The organism is Herbaspirillum sp. 1130 (assembly GCF_017833835.1).
In the GTDB taxonomy this organism is placed as follows: domain Bacteria; phylum Pseudomonadota; class Gammaproteobacteria; order Burkholderiales; family Burkholderiaceae_D; genus Herbaspirillum; species Herbaspirillum huttiense.
Window position 1 is genome coordinate 23,445 of record NZ_JAFICQ010000003.1, and the last position, 22,649, is coordinate 46,093.

Genomic DNA, 22,649 nt, shown 5'->3' on the forward strand with positions numbered 1-22,649 from the left:
CACTATGCAAAGGCATTGTGTCGTCCGAGAAGCGAATACTACAATCGACTGCAATTCCTCCCCAAGGATCCTGCAAAGTGGTCCGACCACCAAGAAAGTGAGTTGCCGATGACTGCCTCTCCCCTGGTTGATCGCCTGGCCAGCCTGATTGCCCGGCAAGCGCTGGCACCGGGCCAGAAGCTGCCATCTGAACGCACGCTGGCGGCCGAGTTCGGGGTGTCGCGTTCGTCCCTGCGCGAGGCCATTGGCGTGCTGGCCAGCCGGGGTGTGCTGGTGGCGCGTCACGGTGGCGGCACTTTCATGGCGGACGACGAGCAGGCGGCGCTGACCGACCCGATTGCCGAGGCCTTGCAGCCGCTGGCGCCACTGGCGCGCAGCGATGCCGGGTACTGGAAGGACGTGGCCGAGATCCGCTTTTCGCTGGAAGGCGATGCGGCCTATTTCGCCGCCCTGCGCGCCAGCGACGACGACAAGCGCCGCCTGCAGCAGGCCTATCTTGCAGTCTCCACTGCGCCGCTCGACGATCTGGCCGCGCAGGCGCGCACCGATGCGGCCTTCCATCTCGCCATCGCCCAGGCCTCGCGCAATGTGGTGTTGCGGCAGGTGATGTCGGGCCTGTTGCGGCTGCTGGAGATCAGCATTGCCGACACCCTGCGCCAGCTGTATCGCCTGCCGGACATCGTGGCCCAGCTGGATCAGCAGCATCGCCAGATCCTCGATGCCATCCTCGCCGGCCGCGCCGAGGAGGCGCGCCAGCATGCCAATGCGCATCTCGACTTCGTGCAGCAGCGCCTGCTGGACATCGAAGAAGCCCCCGCCCGTGCGCGGCGTGCCGCTGCCGTTTGATTTCTTTCACGTTACCAGGACCATCATGATCATCTCTTCCACCCACGATTACCGCGAAGCCGCCCGGCGTCGCTTGCCGCGTTTCCTGTTCGACTACATCGACGGCGGTGCCTACGATGAACACACGCTGGCGCGCAATTCGCTGGACCTGCGCCAACTGGCCTTGCGTCAGCGGGTACTCAAGGAAGTGGGCGAAGTCGATCTCTCCACCACGCTGCTGGGCCAGTCGCTGGCCATGCCGCTGGCGCTGTCGCCGGTCGGCCTGACCGGGATGTATGCCCGGCGCGGGGAAGTGCAGGCGGCGCGGGCAGCGGAGAAGGCGGGCATCCCCTTCACCTTGTCGACGGTGTCGGTGTGCCCGATCGAAGAGGTGCAGCAGGCGGTGACGCGGCCGATCTGGTTCCAGCTGTATGTGCTCAAGGATCGCGGCTTCATGAAGAACGTGCTGGACCGCGCCTGGGCGGCGGGTGTGCGCACGCTGGTGTTCACGGTGGACATGCCGGTGCCGGGCGCACGCTATCGCGACCGCCATTCGGGCATGTCCGGGCCCAATGCGGCGCTGCGCCGCTATCTGCAGGCCGTCACGCATCCGCGCTGGGCGTGGGATGTGGGTTTGCTGGGACGTCCGCATGATCTCGGCAACGTCTCGGCCTATCTCAACAAGAAGACCGGACTGGAAGATTACGTAGGCTGGCTGGGGGCCAATTTCGATCCGGGCATCGGCTGGCATGACCTGCAGTGGATACGCGATTCCTGGCAGGGCAGCATGCTGTTGAAGGGCATCCTTGATCCCGAGGATGCGCGCGAGGCGGTCCGATTCGGTGCCGATGGCATCGTGGTCTCCAACCATGGTGGCCGCCAACTGGACGGCGTGCTGTCGACTGCGCGCGCCTTGCCGGAGATCGCCAGTGCGGTGAAGGGGGATCTCGCCCTGCTGGTGGATTCGGGCGTGCGTTCGGGGCTGGACGTGGTGCGGCTGTTGGCATTGGGTGCCGATACGGTGATGCTGGGGCGCGCCTTCATCTATGCACTCGCTGCCGAAGGGCAGGCTGGCGTGGAGAATGTGCTGGGTCTCTTTGCCAAGGAAATGCAGGTGGCCATGACCTTGACGGGGGCGCGCAGGATCGGCGAGATCAGTACGGACAGCCTGGTGAAGGCGGGTGCCAGCGCCCCCGTGATCTGAGCCTGAGAACCGGGGGCCGCTGCTGCTTCATGTTCGGTGGCCCTTCACATCTTCGCAATCACCAGCTCGCACTTGCGAACTGATTCCTGGCCGCGCAGCATGTCGCCCTTGAGCGCATAGATCGGTGCACCGGCGGTGATGCTGCCGGTAAACCGGAATTGCCACATCCGGTCGGGATCGTTGACGCGGTAGCCGAAGCCGGTGATATCGAGCCGGTTGCTGCCGAACTGGCCGGTCAGGTTTTCCGCCCGTATGGCATCGCGGCGATGCAGGGAGATCGCGACCTTGCCCACTTCCGCCTCGAAATGCGCCTGATAGGCTTGCGAGAACTCGCCGTTGTCGGCGCGCGCTCCGCAGGTCATCAAGCCGTACCAGCGTTCGCCACTGCGCACGCTGTTCGGATTGGCCGGCACTGATGGAGCGGCCCCGGCGGGCGGCAACTGGGCTGGCGGACGAACCGGCTGGGCGGGCAGGGCGGCGGGCGGAGCCATCGCGACGGGAGGCGCTGCCGGCGCAGGCAGCGCGGCCGGAGGCTGCGTCAATGCCGGGGGGGCGGGTGTGGCTGCGGTGGCCGTGTTGACCGTGCTGTTGCGCTTGGCGAGGACAGCGCGGCCGCGGGTCTCCAGATCGCGTATCCATTCGGCCGGTACTGCGAAGGAGAGATTCTGCACGGTGGCCCCGGCAATCATGGCGGTAGTGATGCCGATCAGCTCGCCCTTGTCATTGAACAGCCCGCCGCCGCTGGAGCCCGAGGAAATCGGCGCCGAGGTCTGCAGGAAACGCAGCTTGCCCTCGTTATCCAGCCGCAATGCCGAGAGCAGGCCATCGCTGATGGTCTCTTCCAGCGCGCGCGGTGCTCCCAGCGTGAAGACCTTCTGCCCGACCCGCAGGCTGCGCGCCGGAGCGATGGTGACGGCGGGTGCCTTGAGGCCTTCGGCACGGACCTGGCAGAGATCGCGCTCCGGATCCGGAAACTCCAGCTTGCCCCCCAGCGTGAGATTGCCGCGCCGCAGCTTGAAGCTGCTGGCGCGCGCCAGCACGTGGCAATTGGTGACCAGCCGTTCCGGCCCGATCACGACGGCCGAACCGGTACTGAAGATCTGTCCTTGCGCGTCCATGGCCTGCACTACCCAGATACTGGGCGAGAGCTGCTGGAACAGGGTTTCGGCATCCAGTGCGTGGGCTGGCGGCGCTGCAGCGAGCAGGGGGCCGAGCAGGCCAAGGAGCTTGGTCAGGCGGGATCTCATGGAGGTGCGTCTCAGGGGGTAGGCAGGAGGTTCTTGAGGTCGTCGATGGTGACCTGGCCATTGCGCCGCTGTTGCGCTGCCGGCAGGGGCGTGAAGACCAGGGCGGACTTGATGACGTCCTGTTCGGGGGGAGCGGGTGACTGGCCTGCGCTTTTCACGTAGGGGCCGATGAGCCGCAGGACCACTTCGGCGCTCAGCACGGCCTGGCCGGGATACTCGGCGGGCTTGCGCAGCATCTTGACCACGGCATTGCCGGAGTAGGTGATGATGGGCGTGCCGGGTGTGTAGATGTAGATCGGGGCAGCGTGGGTGGCGGTGGGCGTGAGCCGGGCCAGGGGATCGTTGCCGTCTAGCGGGTCGCTTTGCCAGGAGGTATTGGTCATCGGCGGCGCGACCGGTTTGGGGACGGGATCGCTGGGCTTGAGGATGATGAAGTGGGAGTAGCCCTGTTGCTGCGTCAGTTCTGCGCAGCGATAGATCCAGTAATGCCAGACCATGTCGCGGCTGGTTTTGCCGTTGCCGGAGAAGGTGACGCGGTACAGGTCATCGGCCAGTTTGGCATCGGTATAGCCCCCGGTCAGTCCGCGCGGCCCGTAGGCGGTGGCGCAGCCGGCCAGCATTGCCGCTGCCAGCACGATGCCGGCAACGCCCCTGAATGATGATGTCAGCATCATGTTGTTCTTTGTTGTCGTGGATGATGTGGGCCCGTTTTGGCCGGTATGAAGTTCTCATCCGGCAGGGCCTTGATTCAATGTGTGAATCTTCACATGGCGTTCTGACAAAGGGCTGACGGGGGCGCTGACGGGGAGTTTTCTTCAGAGAAAATTGAAACGAGCGCTGGCGAGGCGCTTCGCGGAAATTCGGGGATGTGAAGGAAGGGGCAAAAACAAAAAGGGCCCCAGCGAACTGGAGCCCTTCTCATGTACTGCTGAATTTCTGGTAGGCCGTGCGGGATTCGAACCTGCGACCAACGGATTAAAAGTCCGCTGCTCTACCAGCTGAGCTAACGACCCGAAAGACCGCTATTATAGGCAAACTCTATCGACGGTGTCAACACTGTGCCTTCACAAACGATCATGATCGTTCATCAAACACCATCACCGCGATGAACCCGCTTACTTGAGCGACGCCATCCTATCCTTGCCGGTCTGTGCGGCAGGGGTGTTCGGATACTTGGCGATCAACTGTTCCAGGGTCTTCTTGGCCGCTGCCTTGTCCTTCAGTTCAGCTTGCGAACTGGCGATGTTGAGCAGGGCGTCAGCGGCCTTGGGGTTGTCCGGATAATTCTTCACCACCACCTGCTGCGCAGCGATGGCACCCTTGTAGTCGCGCTGGGCGTACAGGGCATTGCCTTGCCAGTATTGCGCCGAGGCGGCGTAGCCGGATTGCGGATAGCGCTTGATGAAGTCGGCAAAGGCGTTGGCCGCTCCCTTGTAGTCGCCACCCTTGAATTGCGACAGGGCCGCATCATAGGCCTGCTGTTCGGACACGCCCACAGCCACGGTCTGGCCATCGACTTGCACCTGCTGCGGCTCCAGCTTGCGCAGGCGTGCATCCAGGTCGACGTAGAAATCCTTCTGGCGTTGCTGGGCGTTGGTAATCTCGTTGGTCAGCACCTCGATCTGGCCGCGCAGCGCCGCAATCTGGGATTGCAGGTTGTCGTTGCGGTCCGAGAGCGTCAGGACACTGTTCTTGTCAGCCTTGTTGGCGACATCACGCTGCAGGGCTTCGATCTTGGAACGAATGTCCAGGATGGCCTTGCGCGCCTCGTCATCATCAAACAGGCCGGCACGGGCGGTAAGCGGTAGGAAAGCCGTGGCGGCCAGCAAGGCCGCCACGGTTACCGATTTCAGTTTGAAAGCGGTATGCATGTCGATTATTGGTAAGCGATGTCAGCGCGACGGTTCTCGGCGTAGGACGCTTCATCCTGGCCCAGTGCCTTGGGCTTTTCCTTGCCGAAGGAAACCGCTTCCACTTGTGCATCCGACACGCCCAGCAGGACCAGTGCCTTGCGGACGGCTTCTGCACGCTTCTGACCCAGGGCCAGGTTGTACTCGGCGCCACCGCGATCATCGGTGTTGCCCTGGATGATCACCTTGCGGTCCTTGTGGGCCACCAGGTACTTGGCGTGGTTTTCGATGACGGTACGGTATTCCGGCTTGACAGTGTAGCTGTCGTAGTCGAAGTACACGCTACGCTTGGCCAGCACGCCTTGCGGGTCGTTCAGCGGATCAACCGAACCGGCGTTGACGGTGCCGACGGCACGGGTGTCAGCGGCGCCGTTGCTGGCACCGTTCTGCACGGGAGCGTTGGCCTTGTCGTCCAGCTTGGTCGACGAGCAGGCGGCCAGCAGAACAGCGCTGGAGACGATGAGGGCGAAGGTACTGATAGTGCGCATTTTGGATTTCTCCTTGTCGTGATGAAAGCAATATTGGATTTCTTTATTTCATGAACGGACCCCAGGTCGGTTCCCTGATATCACCGGCCTGCGTCGTCAGACGCTGTTTGATTCGGCCATCGACGGAAACGACGGCCAGGGATCCGCGACGACCAGCTTCCGTCGCGTACATGATGTATTTGCCATTGGGCGCAAAGCTGGGCGACTGGTCGCGGCTGCCATCGGAGAGGCGAATCTCCTGGCCATTGGTCAGGTCCAGTGCATACAGCTGGAACAGACCGTCGCGACGCGAGATGAAGGCCAGCGTCTTGCCATCCGGCGAAATGCGCGGGCTGATGTTGTAGCTGCCATTGAAGGTGACGCGCTGGGGCGAGCCACCATCCAGGCCCACCTTGTACACCTGCGGGCCGCCGCTGCGGTCGCTGGTGAAGTAGACGCTACCGCCATCAGGCGAAAACTGCGGTTCGGTATCGATGCCGGCACTGTTGGTCAGGCGGCGCAGGCCCGAACCGTCGGCATTGATCACATAGACCTGGGTCAGGCCATCGCGCGTCAAGGCCACGGCCAGGCGCGAGCCATCCGGCGACCAGGCCGGGGCCGAGTTGCTGCCCTTGAAGTTGGCCACGATGGAGCGCTGGCGGGTCACCAGGTTCTGGATGTAGACCACCGGCTTCTTCATCTCGAAGGAGACGTAGGCAACCTTGGTGCCATCCGGCGACCAGGACGGCGAAATGATCGGCTCATTGGAGCGCAATGCCACCTGCGTGCCTTCCCCATCGGCATCGGCCACTTCCAGGCGGTATTCGTTGCCGGACTTGGTCACATAGGAGATGCGGGTGGAGAAGATGCCCGGGATGCCGGTCAGCTTCTGGTAGATGTCGTCGGCGATCTTGTGCGCGGTCAGGCGCAGCAGTTGCGGCTGGGCACCGATGGACAGGGCCGAGAGCTGGCTCGACTGCACCGTGTCGAACAGGCGATAACGCACATCGAAACGGCCATCGGCCAGGCGCGTGACGCTGCCCACGGCCAGCGCATTGGCCCCGCGCTTCTGCCAGTCGGCATAGTTGATGGCCGAGGAATCCGAGAGCGCATCGCTGTTGTCGATCAGCTTGAAGATGCCGCTGCGGGCCAGGTCGGCCTTGACCACCGAGGTGATCTGCTGCGGAGCGGATTCTTCACCCGGGAAGGCGGCGATGGCCACCGGGATCTGCGAGGCACCCACGCCGGTGATCTCGAAGCGGATCTGCGCCTGCGAGGCCGGGGCGAAGGACAGGCCGGCCACGGCCACCATGGCAGTGGCCATGCGGGTCAGGGACAGGGTCAGGTAACGGGCTTTAATCATCGTTTACTGATCTTTCGGATAATGGGTGAATGTGAAGCTGGACGGCACCTTGCCATCCGTATCGGCCGGGAAGGGCTGGGACTTCATGACGGCAGTCCGCACGGCATCGTCGAAGCCAGGGACACCTGAAGGCTTGTTCACACGCACGCTGCGTACCGTCCCGTCCGGGAACAATTCGACAGTGTACTCCCCGGCAGGGTTTCCGCTGACGCCGCTATTGTCGAAGACCGTGTTGCTGCGGATCTTGGCGCGCAACTTGTTGGCGTAGCTGGGGCTACCCTTCGGACCTTGCGACTTCTCGGCCGTACCGGTCCCACCGGTGGCACTGGTGGCCTGGCCCATCATGCGTTTCAGGTCTTCCTGGCGACGCTGTTCAGCCGCCTTGGCGTCGGCCGCGGCTTGCTGCTGCTTCTTCTTGTCGGCAGCCTGCTTCTCGGCGTCGGCCTTCTTCTTGGCTTCTTCTTCCTTCTGCTTGTCTTCCTTCAGCTTCTTCTGCTTCTCGGCTTCCAGCTTTTCCTTCTTCTCGCGTTCAGCCTTGTCCTTCTCGGCCTGTTCCTTCTTCTCGCGCTCGGCCTTTTCCTTCTCTGCCTTGAGCTTGTCGGCCTTCTCCTGTTTCTCCTGCTCTTCCTTGCGCTTCTTTTCCTTCTCTTTTTGCAGGGCGATATCGGGCTTGTCGAGCTTGGGCTCGTCGATCACCTTGGGGGCGACGGTCTTGGGCTCGATCACGGGCTGCGGCTTGGGCGGCTCGACCACCGGATCAGGTTCGGGCTGCGGCTTGGGCGGCTCGACCACCGGATCAGGTTCGGGCTGCGGCTGTGGCGGCGTGGGCAGGGGCGCGGCTTCCTTGTACTGCGGATCCCAGATCTCGGCTTCCACCGTCAGCGGTGTTTCGCTCTGCCAGCGGATGCCGATCCAGAAGAACAGGAACAAGGCCACGTGCATCACCAGCGCCAGCGTGATGGCGCGCCAGCGGCCGGGTGGCTTGGGGATGGTGTAGTGTGCGTTATCGCTCATATCACTCGGCTGTGCGCTTACTTGGTGGCCAGGCCGACCCGCGCGATTCCCTGTTTCTTGGCTTCCGAGATGACTTGCACCACGTCGTCGTACTTGATTTCCTTGTCGGCCGAAATCATCACCGCCAGGTCCGGATTGTCCTCATGCAGCTTGCGCAGGCGTTCCGACAGGTCGGTCTTGCCAGTCACGGTCTCGGCCTTCTTGCCGCCGCTCTTGGGGCCGTTGATGCGAATGGTGGCCTGGGCGTTGGGCTTCAGGGCGATCTCGATGTAATCCGACGGCGGCTGCGTGGACTTGCCCGCCGTGGGCAGGTTGATCACGCTGGGATTGGTGATGGGCGTGGCCACCATGAAGATGATGAGCAGCACCAGCATCACGTCGATGTAGGGCACGACGTTGATCTCGGACTTGAACTTGCGGGGACGGCCCCCGCGCATCGATGAGCCAGCCATTAGCGTGCCTGACGTTGCAAGATGTTGGAGAACTCTTCGATGAAGCTCTCGAAGCGGATCGCCAGACGGTCGATGTCGTGCGAATAGCGGTTGTAGGCCACCACCGCCGGAATCGCCGCGAACAGGCCGATGGCCGTGGCGATCAGGGCTTCGGCAATGCCGGGCGCCACCGCAGCCAGGGTGGCCTGCTGCACGTTGGCCAGGCCACGGAAGGCATTCATGATGCCCCACACGGTGCCGAACAGGCCCACGTACGGGGACACCGAACCGACCGAGGCCAGGAAGGCCAGGTGCGATTCCAGCGCATCCATCTCGCGCTGGTAGGCGGCGCGCATGGCGCGGCGGGCACCGTCGAGCAGCAGGCCGGGTTCGACGGCACCGCCACGCGCGGCGACCGATGCCTTGGCCTTGGTGAATTCACCCATGCCAGCCTGGAAGATGCGCTCCAGCGCGCCACCGGCACCGGCCTTGCGGCGGTTGGACAGGGCATCCTGGTACAGCGCCGACAGGTTGCCGCCGGACCAGAAGACGCGTTCGAATTCCTCGGTCTGCACACGGGCCGAGCGGATGGTGAACATCTTGCGGAAGATGTAGGTCCAGCTGATGATCGAGGCCGACAGCAGCAGCAACATCACGAGTTGCACCAGGACGGACGCGTTGGCGATCAGTGAAATGAAGGACAGGTCTTGTGTGACGTTCATGGGGAAGTGTGGCGGCTTGAAGGCGGCGTTGGGGTGAGGAGGCTAGGTTAAAAATCTGTTGTTTTGTGTGATCGTTCAGTGAGGCGGTGACGCTATATGAAACGGTACGAAACAAAAGACGGCAAATGTGCAGAGAAGTTTTCCACGGCGCAGATTGTCCCAACCGACGGGAATGTGTCGCCACAAGGCGACAGTCCCAGCACCATAAAGGCCCGGATGAGCTTTTCCGTTGACATCATGTTGTCTTCTTGATGCGATTCAGCAATTCGTCAGGAATCGGACGCGGCCGGAAGGTGGCCTGATCCACGCAGACTACGGTGATGCTGCCTCGTGCCAGCAGACGCGGTGCGCTGCCATCGGGGCCTGCGCTACCTGAGCCGTCCCCCGACGGCAGGCACCAGGCCTCCTGGATGAATTGCATGGAGGCATTTCGAATTTTTTCGACCACGACGGTCAGGCGGAGTTCATCGTCCAGGCGGGCGGGCGAGAGATAGTCGACGCTGGTGTTCTTGACGACGAAGATGGCACCGGTGGTTTCGGCCAAGTGCTGTTGCTGGAAACCGAAGGAGCGCAGCCATTCGGTGCGGGCGCGCTCAAAGAACTTCAGGTAGTTGGCGTAGAAAACCACGCCTCCGGTGTCAGTATCTTCGTAATAGACCCGGATCTTCCAGTCGAATGGACTACTGGCGGCACTCATATGCTTCTTGTTATTGGGAAATCTGCTGTGGCAGGGGAGAAAGAATCAGGAAATCAGGAAAAGTGAACCAGGAAATCCATCGCAATCCGCGATGATGCCGTCAGGCAAGCGAACGAATTGACGGCTGCTCGCTGCCTGTAGAACTTGTCCATCAGCCAAGGTCGGGCGAGGATGGCGTTCTTGCGGTGCCAGGGCACCTTCGGCAAAAACGCCATTCTACTCCATCCCTTACTGTTTGCGCTTGATGTTGAAGGGGCTGAAGCCCTGGCAGGTCGGCATCAGTTCCATGTAATTGATGTTCACATGGGCGGGCATGGTGGCGACCCAGAAGGCGGCTTCCGCGATGTCTTCAGCCGTCAGCGGGGTCGTTCCTTCATAGACCTTCGCCGCCGCGCCATCGTCGCCCTTGAAGCGCACGTTGGAGAACTCGGTGCCGCCGCACAGGCCGGGCGCCAGGTTGGTGGCGCGCACCCCGGTACCGACCAGGTCGGCGCGCAGGTTCAGGGTGAACTGGTCAACGAAGGCCTTGGTGGCACCGTAGACGTTGCCGCCCGGATAGGGATAGGCTCCGGCCACCGAGCCCAGGTTGATGATGGTGCCGCTGCCGCGCTTGACCATCTCCGGCAGCAGGGCGTGGGTGATGGTGACCAGGCCCTTGACGTTGGTGTCGATCATGGTTTCCCAGTCCGACAGCGCCACTTCGTGGGCCGGACCCAGGCCCAGCGCCAGGCCGGCGTTGTTGACCAGCACGTCGACCTGCTTCCACTCGCCCGACAGGCTCTCCAGGCCGGCGTTGATCGATTCCTTGCTGGTCACGTCCAGCACCAGGGGCAGCACCTTGTCGGCACCCAGTTCCTTGACCAGGTCATCCAGGCGCTCCTTGCGGCGACCGGCCGCGATCACCTTGTGACCGTTGCCGGCAAATTTGCGTGCCATGGCGGCACCGAAGCCTGCGGTTGCTCCTGTAATCAACACGACCATCTCTTGATTCTCCTGTTGTGTGGCGATGAGACCGGCGCCGGCCAGTGAAACTGGATAAAGCTTCACACCGGCGTTCCGGAAGTAAAAACGAAAGAAGCGAAATTGTAGCCCAAAGCCGCTTTTTACGAGGATGGGCTCGCTTTTTTCGGGTTTTTTCCAGTTTTTTCTTTCATATCGGCTCGGGACCGGGGCTGTTGCGCGGCCACCATGGTTCTTGCCCAAATCGCCCCGTTTCACTACAATGCGCTCACCATTTCGTCTCACGTGACTGGCGAAACGCCGGGTAAAACCGGCCAAGATGGGGATCCATCGGGAAGCGTGAGATTTCAACAGCCGTGCGCCTGGGCAGCCGAATGGACAGTACGACTGAGGCTGCCCGCAATCCCATTCCATTTTTCCGGCCCTCATTCGATTTCGGAAGTCGAGCCCCCGGCATGTCCGCATGCTGCCGGTGACGCGATCTTCGGCCCCAGCTCATCAATTTGGAGAAAAGCCATGTTTGACAAGAACCAGACTCTCGCGAAAGTCGATCCCGACCTGTGGTCTGCCATCCAGAAGGAAAACACCCGCCAGCAGGATCACATCGAGCTGATCGCGTCTGAAAACTACACCTCGCCGGCCGTGATGGAAGCGCAAGGTTCGCAGCTGACCAACAAGTACGCCGAAGGCTATCCGGGCAAGCGCTACTACGGTGGCTGTGAATTCGTGGACGTGGCCGAGCAGCTGGCCATCGACCGCCTGAAGGCCCTGTTCGGCGCCGAAGCCGCCAACGTGCAACCCAACTCCGGTTCCCAGGCCAACCAGGGCGTGTTCTTCGCCATGTTGAAGCCGGGCGACACCATCATGGGCATGTCGCTGGCAGAAGGCGGCCACCTGACCCACGGCATGGCACTGAACATGTCGGGCAAGTGGTTCAACGTGGTCTCCTACGGCCTGAACGAAAAGGAAGAGATCGACTACGACGCCATGGAACGCCTGGCCCGTGAGAAGAAGCCCAAGCTGATCATCGCTGGCGCTTCGGCTTACTCGCTGCGCATCGATTTCGAGCGCTTCGCCAAGATCGCCAAGGAAGTCGGTGCCTACTTCATGGTGGACATGGCCCACTACGCCGGCCTGATCGCCGCAGGCGTGTACCCGAACCCGGTGCCCTTCGCCGACTTCGTCACCTCGACCACCCACAAGTCCCTGCGCGGTCCGCGCGGTGGCGTGATCCTGATGAAGGCCGAGCATGAGAAGGCCATCAACTCGGCCATCTTCCCCGGTATCCAGGGCGGCCCGCTGATGCACGTCATCGCGGCCAAGGCCGTGGCCTTCAAGGAAGCGGCTTCGCCGGAATTCAAGGCGTATCAGCAGCAAGTGGTGAAGAACGCCGACGTTCTGGCCAAGACCCTGATCAAGCGCGGCCTGCGCATCGTCTCGGGCGGCACCGAGTCGCACGTGATGCTGGTGGACCTGCGTCCCAAGGGCCTGACCGGCAAGGAAGCCGAAGCCATCCTGGGTTCGGCCCACATGACCTGCAACAAGAACGGCATCCCCAACGATCCGGAAAAGCCATTCGTGACCTCCGGCATCCGCCTGGGCAGCCCGGCCATGACCACCCGTGGTTTCAAGGAAGCCGAAGCTGAAAAGGTCGGCAACCTGATCGCCGACGTGCTGGACAACCCGCACGATGCCGCCACCATCGAGCGCGTCAAGGCCGAAGTGAAGAAGCTGACCGAGGCCTTCCCGGTCTACGGCTGATTGACGGCGGAAATGCCGGCCCGTTGGGGGCCGGCGTGAAGTTTTCTGCCAAAAAGCGGAAACTGCACCTGTCGTAGAAGATGTTCCGGACGGCGCCCGTTACTGCGGGCGCCGTCGCTTATTTGGACCGGCCGGTTTGCCCTCGCATACGATGGCCGGGCCGGCCTGGGGATGCAACACTGTGGTGCTGGCCATGGCGTGGCCGGCGCGTCATCGAAGTACCGGGCCCCGGCCCTCATTGTCCAGCTCAATCCAACTACTGCCTCACTGCCACCATGAAGTGCCCATTCTGCAATCACGAAGATACCCCGGTGCTGGATACGCGCCTGTCCGAGGACGGCCATTCCATTCGCCGCCGCCGCCGCTGCGGCAATTGCGACAAGCGCTTCACGACTTACGAGCGCATCGAGCTGACCATGCCGGTGATCGTCAAGAAGAATGGCAGCCGTACCGACTTTGATCCGGCCAAGCTGCGCGGCAGCCTGATGCTGGCACTGCGCAAGCGCCCGGTATCGGCCGAGGCGGTCGATATGGCCATCCAGAGCATCCAGGACAAGCTGCTGCAAAGCGGCGAGCGGGAAGTGATGTCGGGGCAGGTCGGGGAGCTGGTGATGCGCGAACTGAAGCGTCTGGACAAGATAGCCTATATCCGCTTTGCCTCGGTCTACAAGAGCTTCGAGGATGTGACCGAATTCCAGGATGTGATCGATGAAGTGGGACTGGAGCGCAAGGGCGCGAAGAAACGCGAGAGCTGAGTGGGGCGAAGAGGGGGCGGCGCTGCTTGGTCCTCCGTCACGCCAGCAAACAGGCGTAACAAAGAGGCATTACAAACAGGCATAAAAAAACGGCTGCGAATGCAGCCGTTTTTCTTCAATCCAAGTCCCGCCTGTGCCGCTGTGCCGGCATCCTGAACCTGACGGTTCAAGTTGGCTGCGGTAGTTCAATTTCGGGTTCATCGGACTAGCGACGCTCACGCCCATCAAACGATCCCACAGCCTATGCTCGTAAATGGTTCAAGGAATATATGGCAATCGCGAACACGGCAGGAGTACGAAGTCTAACCGATTCATCTTCGTCCTCCAAGACCTTCCTCAAAAATAAGTCGACGATTTTGTAACCGGATTTTCTTCAGGGGAAGTGCTTGCTCCGGGAAAGCAAAATGGCTGCGCAAGGCAGCCATTTTCTCAAGCATGCGTAAAGAATTTCCGCGTGTCAGCATGGCGCTGACAGCGCACTCAAAACAGTTTTTCCTGCGGGGCCAGCGCCTGGTCCACCACTTCGGTGATGGCGGCAATCTGCTGCTGCCATTGCGCAATGGTCAGGCCGGCGAAGGGACCTTCAGCACGTTGCATGCTCAGCAACTCGGCAGCGATGCCCAGTCCGGCCATCACGGCGATGCGGTCGGTGCCCTTGATGCGGCCGGCGTCGCGGATGGCGCGCATCTTCTGGTCGAGATAGGCCACGGCATGATGCAGCGCGGCCTGTTCGCCTTCCTGGCAGGCCAGCGTATAGGACTGGCCCATGATCATGGCATTGATCTGGATGGTGGTCATGCGGCCTCCTCACCGGCGGCAGCCGCTTCTTCTTCCACTTCGGCCACGGGCAGTTGCGCCAGCACGGCGGAGACGCGCTGGTAAGCCTGGTCCACGCGGGAGGCGAGGGTGGTGTTGTCTTCGGAGAGCAGTTTGACTTTCCGGCGCAGCTCGGCATTTTCTTCGCGCAGGCCTTGTGCCAGCTTGGCGAGCTGAGTGACTTTTTCAGCCAGTTGCAGGAATTCGGAACTCATGTGTTGATTTGTTCGCAGGGATGGGATGACGCCGGCCGGCGTCAACGTATGTCAGAGATGTTCAGGACCACAACGTCTCAATCGCACAATTATAAGCGCATTGCCACGCCACCTGAACAAGAACGGCCGCACGGAGCGGCCGGATGGGTTTGGTCAGCGGTCAGTGCCTTTGGTTCCCCTGCGCCAGGCGGATCGCCTATTCGCTGCGCCGCGTCGCCTGGCCGTGCATGCGCATGTAGCCCTGTTGCAGGACGAAATTGTCGAAGGCCGTCAGCAGCGGATGATATTTCTCGCTGTTGCGTTCCAGCTGCATGAGCGCGTAGCCGGTTGCTTCCAGCGTGGCCAGCTGTTCGGGCTTGTGCGACTTGCGGATGGTGTAGCGCGAGGTCGGGGTATCGATCAGCATCATGCGCGGCAGGGTTTGCAGGATCGGGTTTTCGAACAGCATCTTGCGGCTCTTGCGCCAGGTACCGTCGATGATCACCAGGCGCACGCGCTTGAGCGTCTCCTGCTTGTCCACCATCATGGTGCGCGCATCGAAGTAGCGGGTCTCGGGCGTGCAGACATCGTCCGTGTACAACAGCACCGGATGCACCGGTTCGGTCGAAGAGACGCCGCGCAGGCGGGACGGAGCGTGCATCATTGCGTGCAGTTCCTCGGCATCAAACACCGAGCCGACCACCAGCTTGCTGTACGGCAGGCTCAGGTGCAGCAGCCGCACGCTGTTTTTGGCATTGCTCACTTCCAGCGGATGCTGAAGGATCAGCACATCGACGGCATGATCGATGGGAGAGGTCCAGTGGCAGATGCAAGCCGTCAGTGCGCGTTGGCAGATGGGGCAGAGCAGTCTGCGGGCCAATTGTTGATCGTGGTTGGAAACCAAAATGTTCAGCCTTCTGTAGTTAGCGATGGTCATCCGGCGCAACGGGAAGCCGGTGAACCAGCGTGCGCCGCGCGATCCTTCATGAACCCGTTCACCGTGGGCCGTAGATTGGACTCAGTACTGCTCTCCGTCAATCGACATAAAGCGAAGAAATTCTCGATTTTTGCGGAAATCTGGTTGGCATTTTGCTGATTTGCGTTTGCAGCCCTTGCATTGGCCTGCCGCGTGAGAGATGCTGGAAAGCTTTGCAAAAGACCAAGCCCGAAGCCCCGCGAGGCGGCCTCTGCGGCGGCCTCGCGGGTGTTTCATACCTTCAGGAAATCTTCCCGTCCGCCAAGCCAGCGTGCCAGATGGCGATCCACGATATCGGGCGCATGCTGCAGCAGTGCCTGTGCCGTATCGCGCGCTTTTTCCACCAGCCACTGGTCGGTGGCCAGATCGGCAAAACGCAGCATGGCCTCACCGGATTGTCTTGCGCCCAGGAACTCACCCGGCCCGCGAATATCGAGGTCGCGCCGTGCGATCTCGAAGCCGTCGGTAGTCTCGCGCATGGTCGCCAGGCGCTGTTTGGCGGTGCCGCCGAGGGGGCCTTGATACAGCAGCAGGCACACGCTGGCTGCCGAGCCCCGCCCCACGCGTCCGCGCAACTGGTGCAGCTGCGACAGGCCAAAACGCTCGGCATGTTCGATCACCATCAGTGAGGCATTGGGCACGTCCACGCCGACTTCGATGACGGTGGTCGCCACCAGCAGATGGATCGCCCCCCGGCTGAAGCCTTCCATGACGATCTGTTTTTCCACCGGCTTCATGCGGCCGTGCACCAGGCCGATCTGCAGGTCCGGCAGCGCGGCCGAGAGGGCGGCATGGGTGTCGGTCGCGGTCTGCAGTTGCAAGGCTTCGGATTCCTCGATCAGCGGGCAGACCCAGTAGATCTGCTTGCCTTCCAGCGCTGCCGCATGCACCCGTTCAATGACTTCATCGCGGCGGTTCTGGTCGATCACGCGGGTGACGATAGGTGAGCGGCCTGGTGGCAATTCATCGATCACCGAGACTTCGAGGTCGGCGTAATAGGTCATCGCCAGCGTACGCGGGATGGGGGTGGCCGACATCATCAGCTGGTGCGGCACGGCAGCCGCTTCGCGGTCGGCCGGATTGAAGCTCTTGTTGCGCAGGGCCAGGCGCTGGCCCACGCCGAAGCGGTGTTGCTCATCGACGATCACCAGGCCCAGGTTCTCGAATTGCACCGTGTCCTGGATGAGCGCGTGGGTCCCGATGACCAAGCGCGCCGCACCGGATTCGATGTGGGCCAGGGCCTCGGTCTTTTCCTTTTTTTTCTGGCTGCCGGAGAGCCAGGCCACGCCGACATTGAGCGGTTCCATCCAGGCCGCAATCTTGCGGAAGTGCTGTTCGGCCAGGATTTCGGTCGGTGCCATCAGCACTGCCTGGCAACCGCTGTCGATGGCCTGGGCGGCGGCCAGCGCGGCCACCACCGTCTTGCCGCTGCCCACATCGCCCTGCAGCAGGCGCTGCATGGGGAAGGACTGGCGCAGGTCGGCGCGAATCTCTTCGAGAACGCGCTGCTGGGCACCGGTCAGCTGGAAGGGCAGGACCTTGGTCAGTTCCTCGGTGATGCGCCCGGTGACCGGCAGTGCGCGCGAGGTCTTGGCGCGGCGCGCGGCCTGGGCGCGCTTGAGCGAGAGCTGCTGCGCCAGCAATTCATCGAACTTCATGCGGATCCAGGCGGGATGGGAACGTTCGATCAGGGCATGCTCATCCACGTCCGGCGGCGGATTGTGCAGCAGCCGCACGGACGGCTCGAAGCCGGCCAGGTTCAGGGTCTCCAGCATCGAAGGCGGCAGCGTATCGCTCCAGTCCAGGCGGCTCATGGCATTGGCGATGGCCTTGCGCAGATAGGCCTGGGAGAGGCCTTCGCCAGCCGGATAGACGGGCGTGAGGACATCGGGCAGCGGAGCGCCTTCGTTGACCACCTTGTAAGAGGGATGGACCATCTCGGCGCCGAAGAAACCATGCCGCAATTCGCCGCGCACCCGCACCCGGGTACCTTCGGCCAGTTGCTTGGTCTGGCTGCCGTAGAAATTGATGAAGCGCAGGGTCAACTGCCCGCTGTCGTCGCCGACTGTCACGATCAACTGCCGGCGCGGGCGGAACTGCACGTCGCAGGCAGTAACCACGCCTTCGACCTGCACCGTCTGCAGGCCCCGCATGGAGGCCTCGGCGATGCTCATGAGGGTGGTTTCATCCTCATAGCGCAGCGGCAGATGCAGCACCAGGTCCATGTCATTGTGCAGGCCCAGCTTGGCCAGCTTGTTTTCGGGCTTGGCGGCAGGCTTTGCGGTGGCCTTGGCAGCGGGAGCCGCTTTTTTCTTCGAGGCCGGCGGGGTGGTTTTCTTCGCGGTAGCGGGCATGCGGTCGGCGTGGTATGGACGGAGGGCCATTGTGGCTAGTCGCACGCGCATATGGGAAAAACGCGCAGACAGCGTAAAATAACGGGTTACGCTATTTTACTGTGAATATTTACAGTATCAATCCCGCCGGCAACACTTCTTGCCCGGGAAGTGCCCCGGCACCGGGCCATTTGGCCATGTTGGCTGCCGTGCGCATCGCCTCCACCCATATTTTGCAAGCATGTACTCTCTTTCCGACTTCGATTTCGAGCTCCCCCCCGAGCTCATCGCCCAGACCCCGCTGGCCGAGCGCAGCGCTTCGCGCCTGCTGCAGGTGCAGGGTGCGCAACTGACCGATCGCCGCTTCTCCGACATCGTCGAGCTGCTGCAGCCCGGCGACCTGCTGGTCTTCAACGATACCCGCGTCATCAAGGCGCGCTTGTTCGGTGTGAAGGAAACCGGCGGCAAGATCGAGGCCCTGGTCGAGCGCATCCTCGATCCGCGCACCGTCCACGCCCAGGTACGCGCCTCCAAGTCGCCGCCACCAGGTACCCGCATCCGCCTGGCCGATGCCTTCGATGTCACCGTAGGTGAACGTTTCGGCGAATTCTTCACCCTGCATTTCCCCGCCGATGCCTTCGAGTTGCTGGAGCAATACGGCAGCCTGCCGCTGCCGCCCTACATCGACCACGAGGCCGATGCCTATGACGAGACGCGCTACCAGACCGTCTACGCCAAGGAACCCGGTGCCGTCGCTGCACCGACCGCCGGCCTGCACTTCGATGAAGCCCTGCTGCAGCAACTGGCCGCCCGTGGCGTCAAGCAGGCCTTCGTGACCCTGCACGTGGGTGCCGGCACCTTCCAGCCGGTGCGGGTGGAAGACCTGTCGCAGCACAAGATGCACAGCGAGTGGTACACCATCTCGCCCGAGACGGTAGAGGCCGTGCGTGCCACCAAAGCCGCAGGGGGCCGTGTCATCGCGGTGGGGACCACCAGCATGCGCGCCCTGGAGTCCGGCTCGCAGAGCGGCCAGCTCCAGGCCGGCAGCGATGACACCCAGCTCTTCATCACGCCCGGCTACACCTTCAAGACCGTCGACCAGCTGGTGACCAACTTCCACCTGCCCAAGTCGACCCTGCTGATGCTGGTGTCAGCCTTCGCCGGCTATGAACACATCCGCGCAGCCTATGCGCACGCCATTGCGCAGCAATACCGTTTCTTCAGCTATGGCGATGCCATGCTGCTGACCCGTACCTGAGAAACCCGGAAAGAAAACAGAGAGCACCATGCTGGAATTTACCCTGCTGAAAACCGACGGAAAGGCCCGCCGCGGCCGCGTCAAACTGAACCACGGCACCGTCGAGACGCCCATTTTCATGCCGGTGGGCACCTATGGTTCGGTCAAGGCCATGTCGCCGCTGGAACTGAAGGAAATCAACGCCCAGATCATCCTCGGCAATACCTTTCACCTGTGGCTGCGCCCGGGACTGGAGGTGGTCAGCAAGTTTGGTGGGCTGCACAAGTTCATCGGCTGGGACAAGCCCATCCTGACCGACTCCGGCGGCTTCCAGGTGTTTTCGCTGGGCGAGATGCGCAAGATCACGGAAGAGGGCGTGCACTTTGCTTCACCCATCAACGGTGACCGCCTGTTCCTCTCGCCGGAGATCTCGATGCAGATCCAGCGCGTGCTCAATTCGGACATCGTCATGCAGTTCGATGAATGCACGCCTTACGAGATCGATGGCCGTCCCGCCACTCGCGAAGAAGCCGGCAAATCCATGCGCATGTCGCTGCGCTGGGCCAAGCGTTCCAAGGATGAATTCGATCGCGGCGAAAATCCGAACGCGCTCTTCGGCATCGTCCAGGGCGGCATGTTCGAAGGCCTGCGCGATGAATCGCTGGCTGGCCTGGAAGAACTGGGCTTCGATGGTTTCGCCATCGGCGGCCTGTCGGTGGGCGAGCCCAAGGAAGACATGATGCGCGTGCTGGAACATGTCGGCCCGCGCCTGCCGGCCGACAAGCCGCACTACCTGATGGGCGTGGGTACGCCGGAAGACCTGGTGGAAGGCGTCTCCAACGGCGTGGACATGTTCGACTGCGTCATGCCGACCCGCAATGCGCGCAATGGCTGGATCTTCACGCGCTATGGCGACGTCAAGATCAAGAACGCCAAGTACAAGAACGACGACCGCCCCTTCGACGAGAGCTGCGACTGCTACGCCTGCAAGAACTTCTCGCGCGCCTACCTGCACCACCTGCATCGCGCCGGTGAAATCCTGGGGGCCCGCATGAACACCGTGCACAATCTGCACTACTACCTGCAACTGATGCAGGAGATGCGCGACGCCATCGACGCCGGCACCTTCCAGGACTTCGTCAGGAAATTCAAGGAAGACCGCGCACGCGGCGTGGATTGATCCATTGATGCGTTAGTGCGCTGATGTGTTGGTGCCCGCCATTGCGCATCAACCCATCATTGCGGATGCACGCCTCCAGTCTTCGCCGCCAGCCGCAGCAGTGCCTCCCACAATTGCGCCGGGGCCACCGGTTTGTGCAGCATGGGAATGCCGCTCTCGCTGGCTTCGCGCAGCCGGGCCGGTGCCGTATCCCCGGTGATGAGCAGCGCACCGACATGCTCCCGGCTGGCAGCGCGGACTGCCGCAATGGCTTCGGTGCCATTGCGATGCGCACGCAGGCGGTAGTCGCTGATGACCACGTCGAATTCCTGTGAGTGGGCCAGCGCTTCGGCCTCTTCCAGGCCTTCGACGTCGATGCAATGGCAGCCCCATTGGCCCAGCAGCTGCGCCATGCTGTCGCGCACACGCTGGTCGTCATCGATCAGCAGAATGCGCAGGCCGTGCAGGTCCCGCTGTGCCGTGAGCGCGGGTACCGGCTTGCCCGGATGCGCCGGCAGCGGCATGAGCGCCGCCGGCAGTTGCAGCCGGAAGACACTCCCTCGTCCCGGACGTGACTGGACCGTCAGCTGCAAGCCCTGCATCTTCGCCAATCCCTCGGCAATCGCCAGACCCAGACCCATCCCCTTGTTGTGATCGCGTTCCGGATTGCCCAGCTGGTGGAATTCGCGAAAGATTTCCTGCTGCTGCTCCGGCGCGATGCCGATGCCGGTATCCCATACCTCCAGCCACACCTGTGGACCCCGCTGACGGCAGGCCACCAGCACGCCACCACGTTCGGTATAGCGGATCGCATTGGACACCAGATTGCGCAGGATCAGTTCGGTCAGCCCCGCATCGGCGCTGGCCACTGCCTGGCTCTCGCGGGTGCGAAACACCAGACCCTTGGCCTCGGCCTGCGCGGCCATCTCGCGGCTGATGCGATGGATCAGCGCCTGCGGGCGGAAAGGGGCTAGCTGCGGTGTCACCACGCCCGCTTCGATGCGTGAGTAATCCAGCAGGGTATGCAGCATGTCGGCGCAATTGTCGGCGGCATTGCGCAGGCGTCCGACCACCTCGCGCTGCATGGGATCGAGCGGGGTATTGGACAGCACTTCCAGGAACAGCCCCTGGGCATGGATGGGTTGCCGCAGGTCGTGGCTGGCCCCGGCCAGGAAACGCGACTTGGCGGCATTGGCCTGTTCGGCTTGCTGCAGGGCTTGCTGGGTTTTTTCGGATTCGCGCTGCAGGCGCTCGATGAGCGCGTTGTTCTCGAAGCGCAGCATGATGGCTGCGTGCGCCGCACGCGCACTGTTGCGCGCCTGGACCATGAGCGAGGCGACGTAGAGCAGGGCGGCCACGGCCAGCACCTGGAGTGCATCTTCATGCGTATGCCAGGCGCTGGCCGCCAGCATGCCCAGCTCCACCAGGCAGAAGGAGACGAAGGCCGGCAGCACCGGCGACAGGATCGACATGGAATTGCCGGCCACCCCCGCCAGCACCCCGATGAGCAGGATGCTTCCACCCGGGCTGGCGGTATCCAGCGCCAGCGGTGCCAACAGGCCCCAGGCGGCACCATCGATGCCATGCAACACGACCAGGCGGCGCTTGATCTGGTCGATGTTGGCGGGCGTGATTTCCATGCGCAGCATGCGCCGCGCATCGGCGTAGTCGAACAGTTTGGAGGCGATCACCCCGGCAGCCCACCCCAGCAGTGGCCACAGACCGGCGCTCTCGCGCAGTGCATAGGCCACCAGCAGCGCCACCAGAATGCCCGGCAGCACCGAGCTGCCCAGATTGCCGCACAACAGCCGCACCTGCTCCACGCGGACGCGGTGCAGCGTGTCGTCGCCCGCCGCGTGCACAGGTGCGCTCCCCAGCGCGCCGTCGCTCTTCATGCGTTAGCTCACCAGGCCGCGCCGGCGGGCGGCAAAGGCGGCTTCGGCGCGGTTGTCCACGTCCAGGGCCAGCAGGATGGCCTGGACATGGCCGCGGATGGTGTTTTCCGAGAGATTGAGCCGGCGGCCGATGGCCTTGTTGGTCAGGCCTTGGCTGAGCAGGCCCAGTACCTCGTACTGGCGTGGCGTGAACTGGGGTTTGCCGGTGGCATCGGCGGCGACATCGGCCACAGGGAGGACATGCCGTCCGCCAGCCACCTCCAGCAAGACCCGCAGGATGTGGTCAGCGGTGGCTGCCTTGGAGACGAAGGCGGCCGCGCCGCGCCGGGTGGCTTCACGCACGGTTTCGTCGGTATCGTCGGCGGAAAGAATGATGACCGGCACCTGCGGCCACTTGCGCGCCAGCACGGACATGCCGTCGATGCCATTGAGCCCGCCCAGCTGGATGTCCAGCAGCACCATGCCGGGCGGCTGGCCGTCCTCAAGGCGCATGGCGTCCTCCAGCGAGGCGGCCTCGCCGATGTTGGCGTGCGGCAAGGCGGCCTGCAGCACCAGCCGCAGGCCGCAACGAAAGAGCGCATGATCGTCAATGATCAGGAGACGTGAAGTCGGCATGTTTGGAAACCCTCCCGCAGCCATGCTCCCCACGGGAAGCAGCCTTCGGAAACTGTTTTTGTTGTGCC

The 22,649-nt window shown here is 62.8% G+C and carries 22 protein-coding genes, 1 tRNA gene, 1 other RNA gene and 1 riboswitch; of the genes, 6 read left to right on the forward strand and 18 right to left on the reverse strand.

Translation table 11 applies throughout. From position 1 onward, the window contains the following. The first annotated feature begins 108 nt into the window (after positions 1 to 108). The gene (locus JOD78_RS13800) at positions 109 to 846 is read left to right on the forward strand and encodes an FCD domain-containing protein (RefSeq protein WP_034333759.1); all 738 of its coding nucleotides are present in this window, start codon (positions 109 to 111) and stop codon (positions 844 to 846) included. Between the two features lie 25 nt (positions 847 to 871). Further along, positions 872 to 2,029: an FMN-dependent L-lactate dehydrogenase LldD gene (gene lldD, locus JOD78_RS13805; protein WP_134221639.1), complete on the forward strand. Its 1,158-nt coding sequence runs from the start codon at positions 872 to 874 to the stop codon at positions 2,027 to 2,029. Positions 2,030 to 2,073: 44 nt separating this feature from the next. On the opposite strand, the gene JOD78_RS13810 is transcribed toward lldD, so the two are convergent. The 11 genes from JOD78_RS13810 to JOD78_RS13860 all read right to left on the reverse strand — a co-directional run bounded on the left by JOD78_RS13810 (position 2,074) and on the right by JOD78_RS13860 (position 10,861). Then, positions 2,074 to 3,276 carry a S1C family serine protease gene (locus JOD78_RS13810; protein ID WP_121037850.1) on the reverse strand — a complete coding sequence of 401 codons (1,203 nt, stop codon included), beginning with the start codon at positions 3,274 to 3,276 and terminating at the stop codon, positions 2,074 to 2,076. 11 nt (positions 3,277 to 3,287) lie between these two features. Then, positions 3,288 to 3,950 (reverse strand): hypothetical protein, encoded by a 663-nt coding sequence (locus tag JOD78_RS13815; RefSeq protein WP_209568712.1) that lies wholly within the window; start codon positions 3,948 to 3,950, stop codon positions 3,288 to 3,290. 263 nt (positions 3,951 to 4,213) lie between these two features. Beyond that, positions 4,214 to 4,289: transfer RNA gene (locus tag JOD78_RS13820), tRNA-Lys, on the reverse strand. Between the two features lie 102 nt (positions 4,290 to 4,391). Then, a complete protein-coding gene (gene ybgF, locus JOD78_RS13825; protein ID WP_121037855.1) occupies positions 4,392 to 5,147 on the reverse strand; it encodes a tol-pal system protein YbgF in 756 nt (251 codons plus the stop codon). Positions 5,148 to 5,152: 5 nt separating this feature from the next. Next, complete coding sequence (gene pal / locus JOD78_RS13830) at positions 5,153 to 5,674, reverse strand: peptidoglycan-associated lipoprotein Pal (protein ID WP_039788992.1); 522 nt, start codon at positions 5,672 to 5,674, stop codon at positions 5,153 to 5,155. A gap of 43 nt (positions 5,675 to 5,717) precedes the next feature. Then, positions 5,718 to 7,016 (reverse strand): Tol-Pal system beta propeller repeat protein TolB, encoded by a 1,299-nt coding sequence (gene tolB / locus JOD78_RS13835; protein ID WP_134134598.1) that lies wholly within the window; start codon positions 7,014 to 7,016, stop codon positions 5,718 to 5,720. A gap of 3 nt (positions 7,017 to 7,019) precedes the next feature. Continuing rightward, positions 7,020 to 8,030: a cell envelope integrity protein TolA gene (gene tolA / locus JOD78_RS13840; RefSeq protein ID WP_209568709.1), complete on the reverse strand. Its 1,011-nt coding sequence runs from the start codon at positions 8,028 to 8,030 to the stop codon at positions 7,020 to 7,022. Positions 8,031 to 8,047: 17 nt separating this feature from the next. Then, positions 8,048 to 8,482: a biopolymer transporter ExbD gene (locus tag JOD78_RS13845; protein WP_039788988.1), complete on the reverse strand. Its 435-nt coding sequence runs from the start codon at positions 8,480 to 8,482 to the stop codon at positions 8,048 to 8,050. Next, positions 8,482 to 9,183, reverse strand: coding sequence for a protein TolQ (gene tolQ, locus JOD78_RS13850; RefSeq protein ID WP_034335154.1), 702 nt, complete (start codon positions 9,181 to 9,183; stop codon positions 8,482 to 8,484). The genes JOD78_RS13845 and tolQ overlap by 1 nt, the downstream gene beginning before the upstream one ends. A gap of 235 nt (positions 9,184 to 9,418) precedes the next feature. Beyond that, complete coding sequence (ybgC, locus tag JOD78_RS13855; RefSeq protein ID WP_121037864.1) at positions 9,419 to 9,880, reverse strand: tol-pal system-associated acyl-CoA thioesterase; 462 nt, start codon at positions 9,878 to 9,880, stop codon at positions 9,419 to 9,421. Between the two features lie 228 nt (positions 9,881 to 10,108). Next, the gene (locus JOD78_RS13860; protein ID WP_121037866.1) at positions 10,109 to 10,861 is read right to left on the reverse strand and encodes an SDR family oxidoreductase; all 753 of its coding nucleotides are present in this window, start codon (positions 10,859 to 10,861) and stop codon (positions 10,109 to 10,111) included. A 254-nt stretch (positions 10,862 to 11,115) separates the two neighbouring features. After that, positions 11,116 to 11,215: riboswitch (ZMP/ZTP riboswitch) on the forward strand. A gap of 141 nt (positions 11,216 to 11,356) precedes the next feature. On the opposite strand from JOD78_RS13860, the gene glyA reads away from it, so the two are divergent. Beyond that, on the forward strand, positions 11,357 to 12,601 hold the full coding sequence (gene glyA, locus JOD78_RS13865; protein ID WP_008326559.1) for a serine hydroxymethyltransferase: 1,245 nt from the start codon (positions 11,357 to 11,359) through the stop codon (positions 12,599 to 12,601). Between the two features lie 275 nt (positions 12,602 to 12,876). Further along, positions 12,877 to 13,356: a transcriptional regulator NrdR gene (gene nrdR / locus JOD78_RS13870; RefSeq protein WP_121037869.1), complete on the forward strand. Its 480-nt coding sequence runs from the start codon at positions 12,877 to 12,879 to the stop codon at positions 13,354 to 13,356. A gap of 120 nt (positions 13,357 to 13,476) precedes the next feature. Here nrdR and ssrS read toward each other — a convergent pair. The 5 genes from ssrS to recG form a co-directional block, all read right to left on the reverse strand. Beyond that, positions 13,477 to 13,653: non-coding RNA, 6S RNA (gene ssrS, locus JOD78_RS13875), on the reverse strand. 183 nt (positions 13,654 to 13,836) lie between these two features. Beyond that, entirely contained in the window at positions 13,837 to 14,154 is a 318-nt protein-coding gene (locus JOD78_RS13880; protein ID WP_121037871.1) for a cell division protein ZapA, read from the reverse strand. Continuing rightward, entirely contained in the window at positions 14,151 to 14,387 is a 237-nt protein-coding gene (locus tag JOD78_RS13885) for a hypothetical protein (RefSeq protein ID WP_034330350.1), read from the reverse strand. Before JOD78_RS13885 ends, JOD78_RS13880 begins: the two co-directional genes overlap by 4 nt. Positions 14,388 to 14,583: 196 nt before the next feature. Next, the gene (locus tag JOD78_RS13890; RefSeq protein WP_039789792.1) at positions 14,584 to 15,270 is read right to left on the reverse strand and encodes a tRNA-uridine aminocarboxypropyltransferase; all 687 of its coding nucleotides are present in this window, start codon (positions 15,268 to 15,270) and stop codon (positions 14,584 to 14,586) included. A 305-nt stretch (positions 15,271 to 15,575) separates the two neighbouring features. Continuing rightward, positions 15,576 to 17,696, reverse strand: coding sequence for an ATP-dependent DNA helicase RecG (gene recG / locus JOD78_RS13895; protein WP_209568747.1), 2,121 nt, complete (start codon positions 17,694 to 17,696; stop codon positions 15,576 to 15,578). A gap of 220 nt (positions 17,697 to 17,916) precedes the next feature. Between recG and queA the strand changes: the two genes are divergently transcribed. Beyond that, positions 17,917 to 18,933, forward strand: a complete 1,017-nt coding sequence (gene queA / locus JOD78_RS13900; protein WP_039788976.1) for a tRNA preQ1(34) S-adenosylmethionine ribosyltransferase-isomerase QueA — start codon at positions 17,917 to 17,919, stop codon at positions 18,931 to 18,933. Between the two features lie 28 nt (positions 18,934 to 18,961). Further along, positions 18,962 to 20,092 carry a tRNA guanosine(34) transglycosylase Tgt gene (tgt, locus tag JOD78_RS13905; RefSeq protein ID WP_121037880.1) on the forward strand — a complete coding sequence of 377 codons (1,131 nt, stop codon included), beginning with the start codon at positions 18,962 to 18,964 and terminating at the stop codon, positions 20,090 to 20,092. 56 nt (positions 20,093 to 20,148) lie between these two features. Here tgt and JOD78_RS13910 read toward each other — a convergent pair whose 3' ends face one another. Both JOD78_RS13910 and JOD78_RS13915 read right to left on the reverse strand, forming a co-directional pair. Continuing rightward, positions 20,149 to 21,966, reverse strand: a complete 1,818-nt coding sequence (locus JOD78_RS13910; protein WP_121037883.1) for a hybrid sensor histidine kinase/response regulator — start codon at positions 21,964 to 21,966, stop codon at positions 20,149 to 20,151. Positions 21,967 to 21,969: 3 nt separating this feature from the next. Continuing rightward, positions 21,970 to 22,581: a response regulator transcription factor gene (locus tag JOD78_RS13915; RefSeq protein WP_121037886.1), complete on the reverse strand. Its 612-nt coding sequence runs from the start codon at positions 22,579 to 22,581 to the stop codon at positions 21,970 to 21,972. Between the last annotated feature and the right edge of the window lie 68 nt (positions 22,582 to 22,649).

What these genes read in the sequence shown, in the direction of transcription:
- JOD78_RS13800 (WP_034333759.1), top strand. Translation starts at nt 109, where the DNA reads ATGACTGCCTCTCCCCTGGTTGATCGCCTGGCCAGCCTGATTGCCCGG.
- lldD (WP_134221639.1), top strand. Translation starts at nt 872, where the DNA reads ATGATCATCTCTTCCACCCACGATTACCGCGAAGCCGCCCGGCGTCGC.
- JOD78_RS13810 (WP_121037850.1), bottom strand. Translation starts at nt 3,276, where the DNA reads ATGAGATCCCGCCTGACCAAGCTCCTTGGCCTGCTCGGCCCCCTGCTC.
- JOD78_RS13815 (WP_209568712.1), bottom strand. Translation starts at nt 3,950, where the DNA reads ATGATGCTGACATCATCATTCAGGGGCGTTGCCGGCATCGTGCTGGCA.
- ybgF (WP_121037855.1), bottom strand. Translation starts at nt 5,147, where the DNA reads ATGCATACCGCTTTCAAACTGAAATCGGTAACCGTGGCGGCCTTGCTG.
- pal (WP_039788992.1), bottom strand. Translation starts at nt 5,674, where the DNA reads ATGCGCACTATCAGTACCTTCGCCCTCATCGTCTCCAGCGCTGTTCTG.
- tolB (WP_134134598.1), bottom strand. Translation starts at nt 7,016, where the DNA reads ATGATTAAAGCCCGTTACCTGACCCTGTCCCTGACCCGCATGGCCACT.
- tolA (WP_209568709.1), bottom strand. Translation starts at nt 8,030, where the DNA reads ATGAGCGATAACGCACACTACACCATCCCCAAGCCACCCGGCCGCTGG.
- JOD78_RS13845 (WP_039788988.1), bottom strand. Translation starts at nt 8,482, where the DNA reads ATGGCTGGCTCATCGATGCGCGGGGGCCGTCCCCGCAAGTTCAAGTCC.
- tolQ (WP_034335154.1), bottom strand. Translation starts at nt 9,183, where the DNA reads ATGAACGTCACACAAGACCTGTCCTTCATTTCACTGATCGCCAACGCG.
- ybgC (WP_121037864.1), bottom strand. Translation starts at nt 9,880, where the DNA reads ATGAGTGCCGCCAGTAGTCCATTCGACTGGAAGATCCGGGTCTATTAC.
- JOD78_RS13860 (WP_121037866.1), bottom strand. Translation starts at nt 10,861, where the DNA reads ATGGTCGTGTTGATTACAGGAGCAACCGCAGGCTTCGGTGCCGCCATG.
- glyA (WP_008326559.1), top strand. Translation starts at nt 11,357, where the DNA reads ATGTTTGACAAGAACCAGACTCTCGCGAAAGTCGATCCCGACCTGTGG.
- nrdR (WP_121037869.1), top strand. Translation starts at nt 12,877, where the DNA reads ATGAAGTGCCCATTCTGCAATCACGAAGATACCCCGGTGCTGGATACG.
- JOD78_RS13880 (WP_121037871.1), bottom strand. Translation starts at nt 14,154, where the DNA reads ATGACCACCATCCAGATCAATGCCATGATCATGGGCCAGTCCTATACG.
- JOD78_RS13885 (WP_034330350.1), bottom strand. Translation starts at nt 14,387, where the DNA reads ATGAGTTCCGAATTCCTGCAACTGGCTGAAAAAGTCACTCAGCTCGCC.
- recG (WP_209568747.1), bottom strand. Translation starts at nt 17,696, where the DNA reads ATGCCCGCTACCGCGAAGAAAACCACCCCGCCGGCCTCGAAGAAAAAA.
- queA (WP_039788976.1), top strand. Translation starts at nt 17,917, where the DNA reads ATGTACTCTCTTTCCGACTTCGATTTCGAGCTCCCCCCCGAGCTCATC.
- tgt (WP_121037880.1), top strand. Translation starts at nt 18,962, where the DNA reads ATGCTGGAATTTACCCTGCTGAAAACCGACGGAAAGGCCCGCCGCGGC.
- JOD78_RS13910 (WP_121037883.1), bottom strand. Translation starts at nt 21,966, where the DNA reads ATGAAGAGCGACGGCGCGCTGGGGAGCGCACCTGTGCACGCGGCGGGC.
- JOD78_RS13915 (WP_121037886.1), bottom strand. Translation starts at nt 22,581, where the DNA reads ATGCCGACTTCACGTCTCCTGATCATTGACGATCATGCGCTCTTTCGT.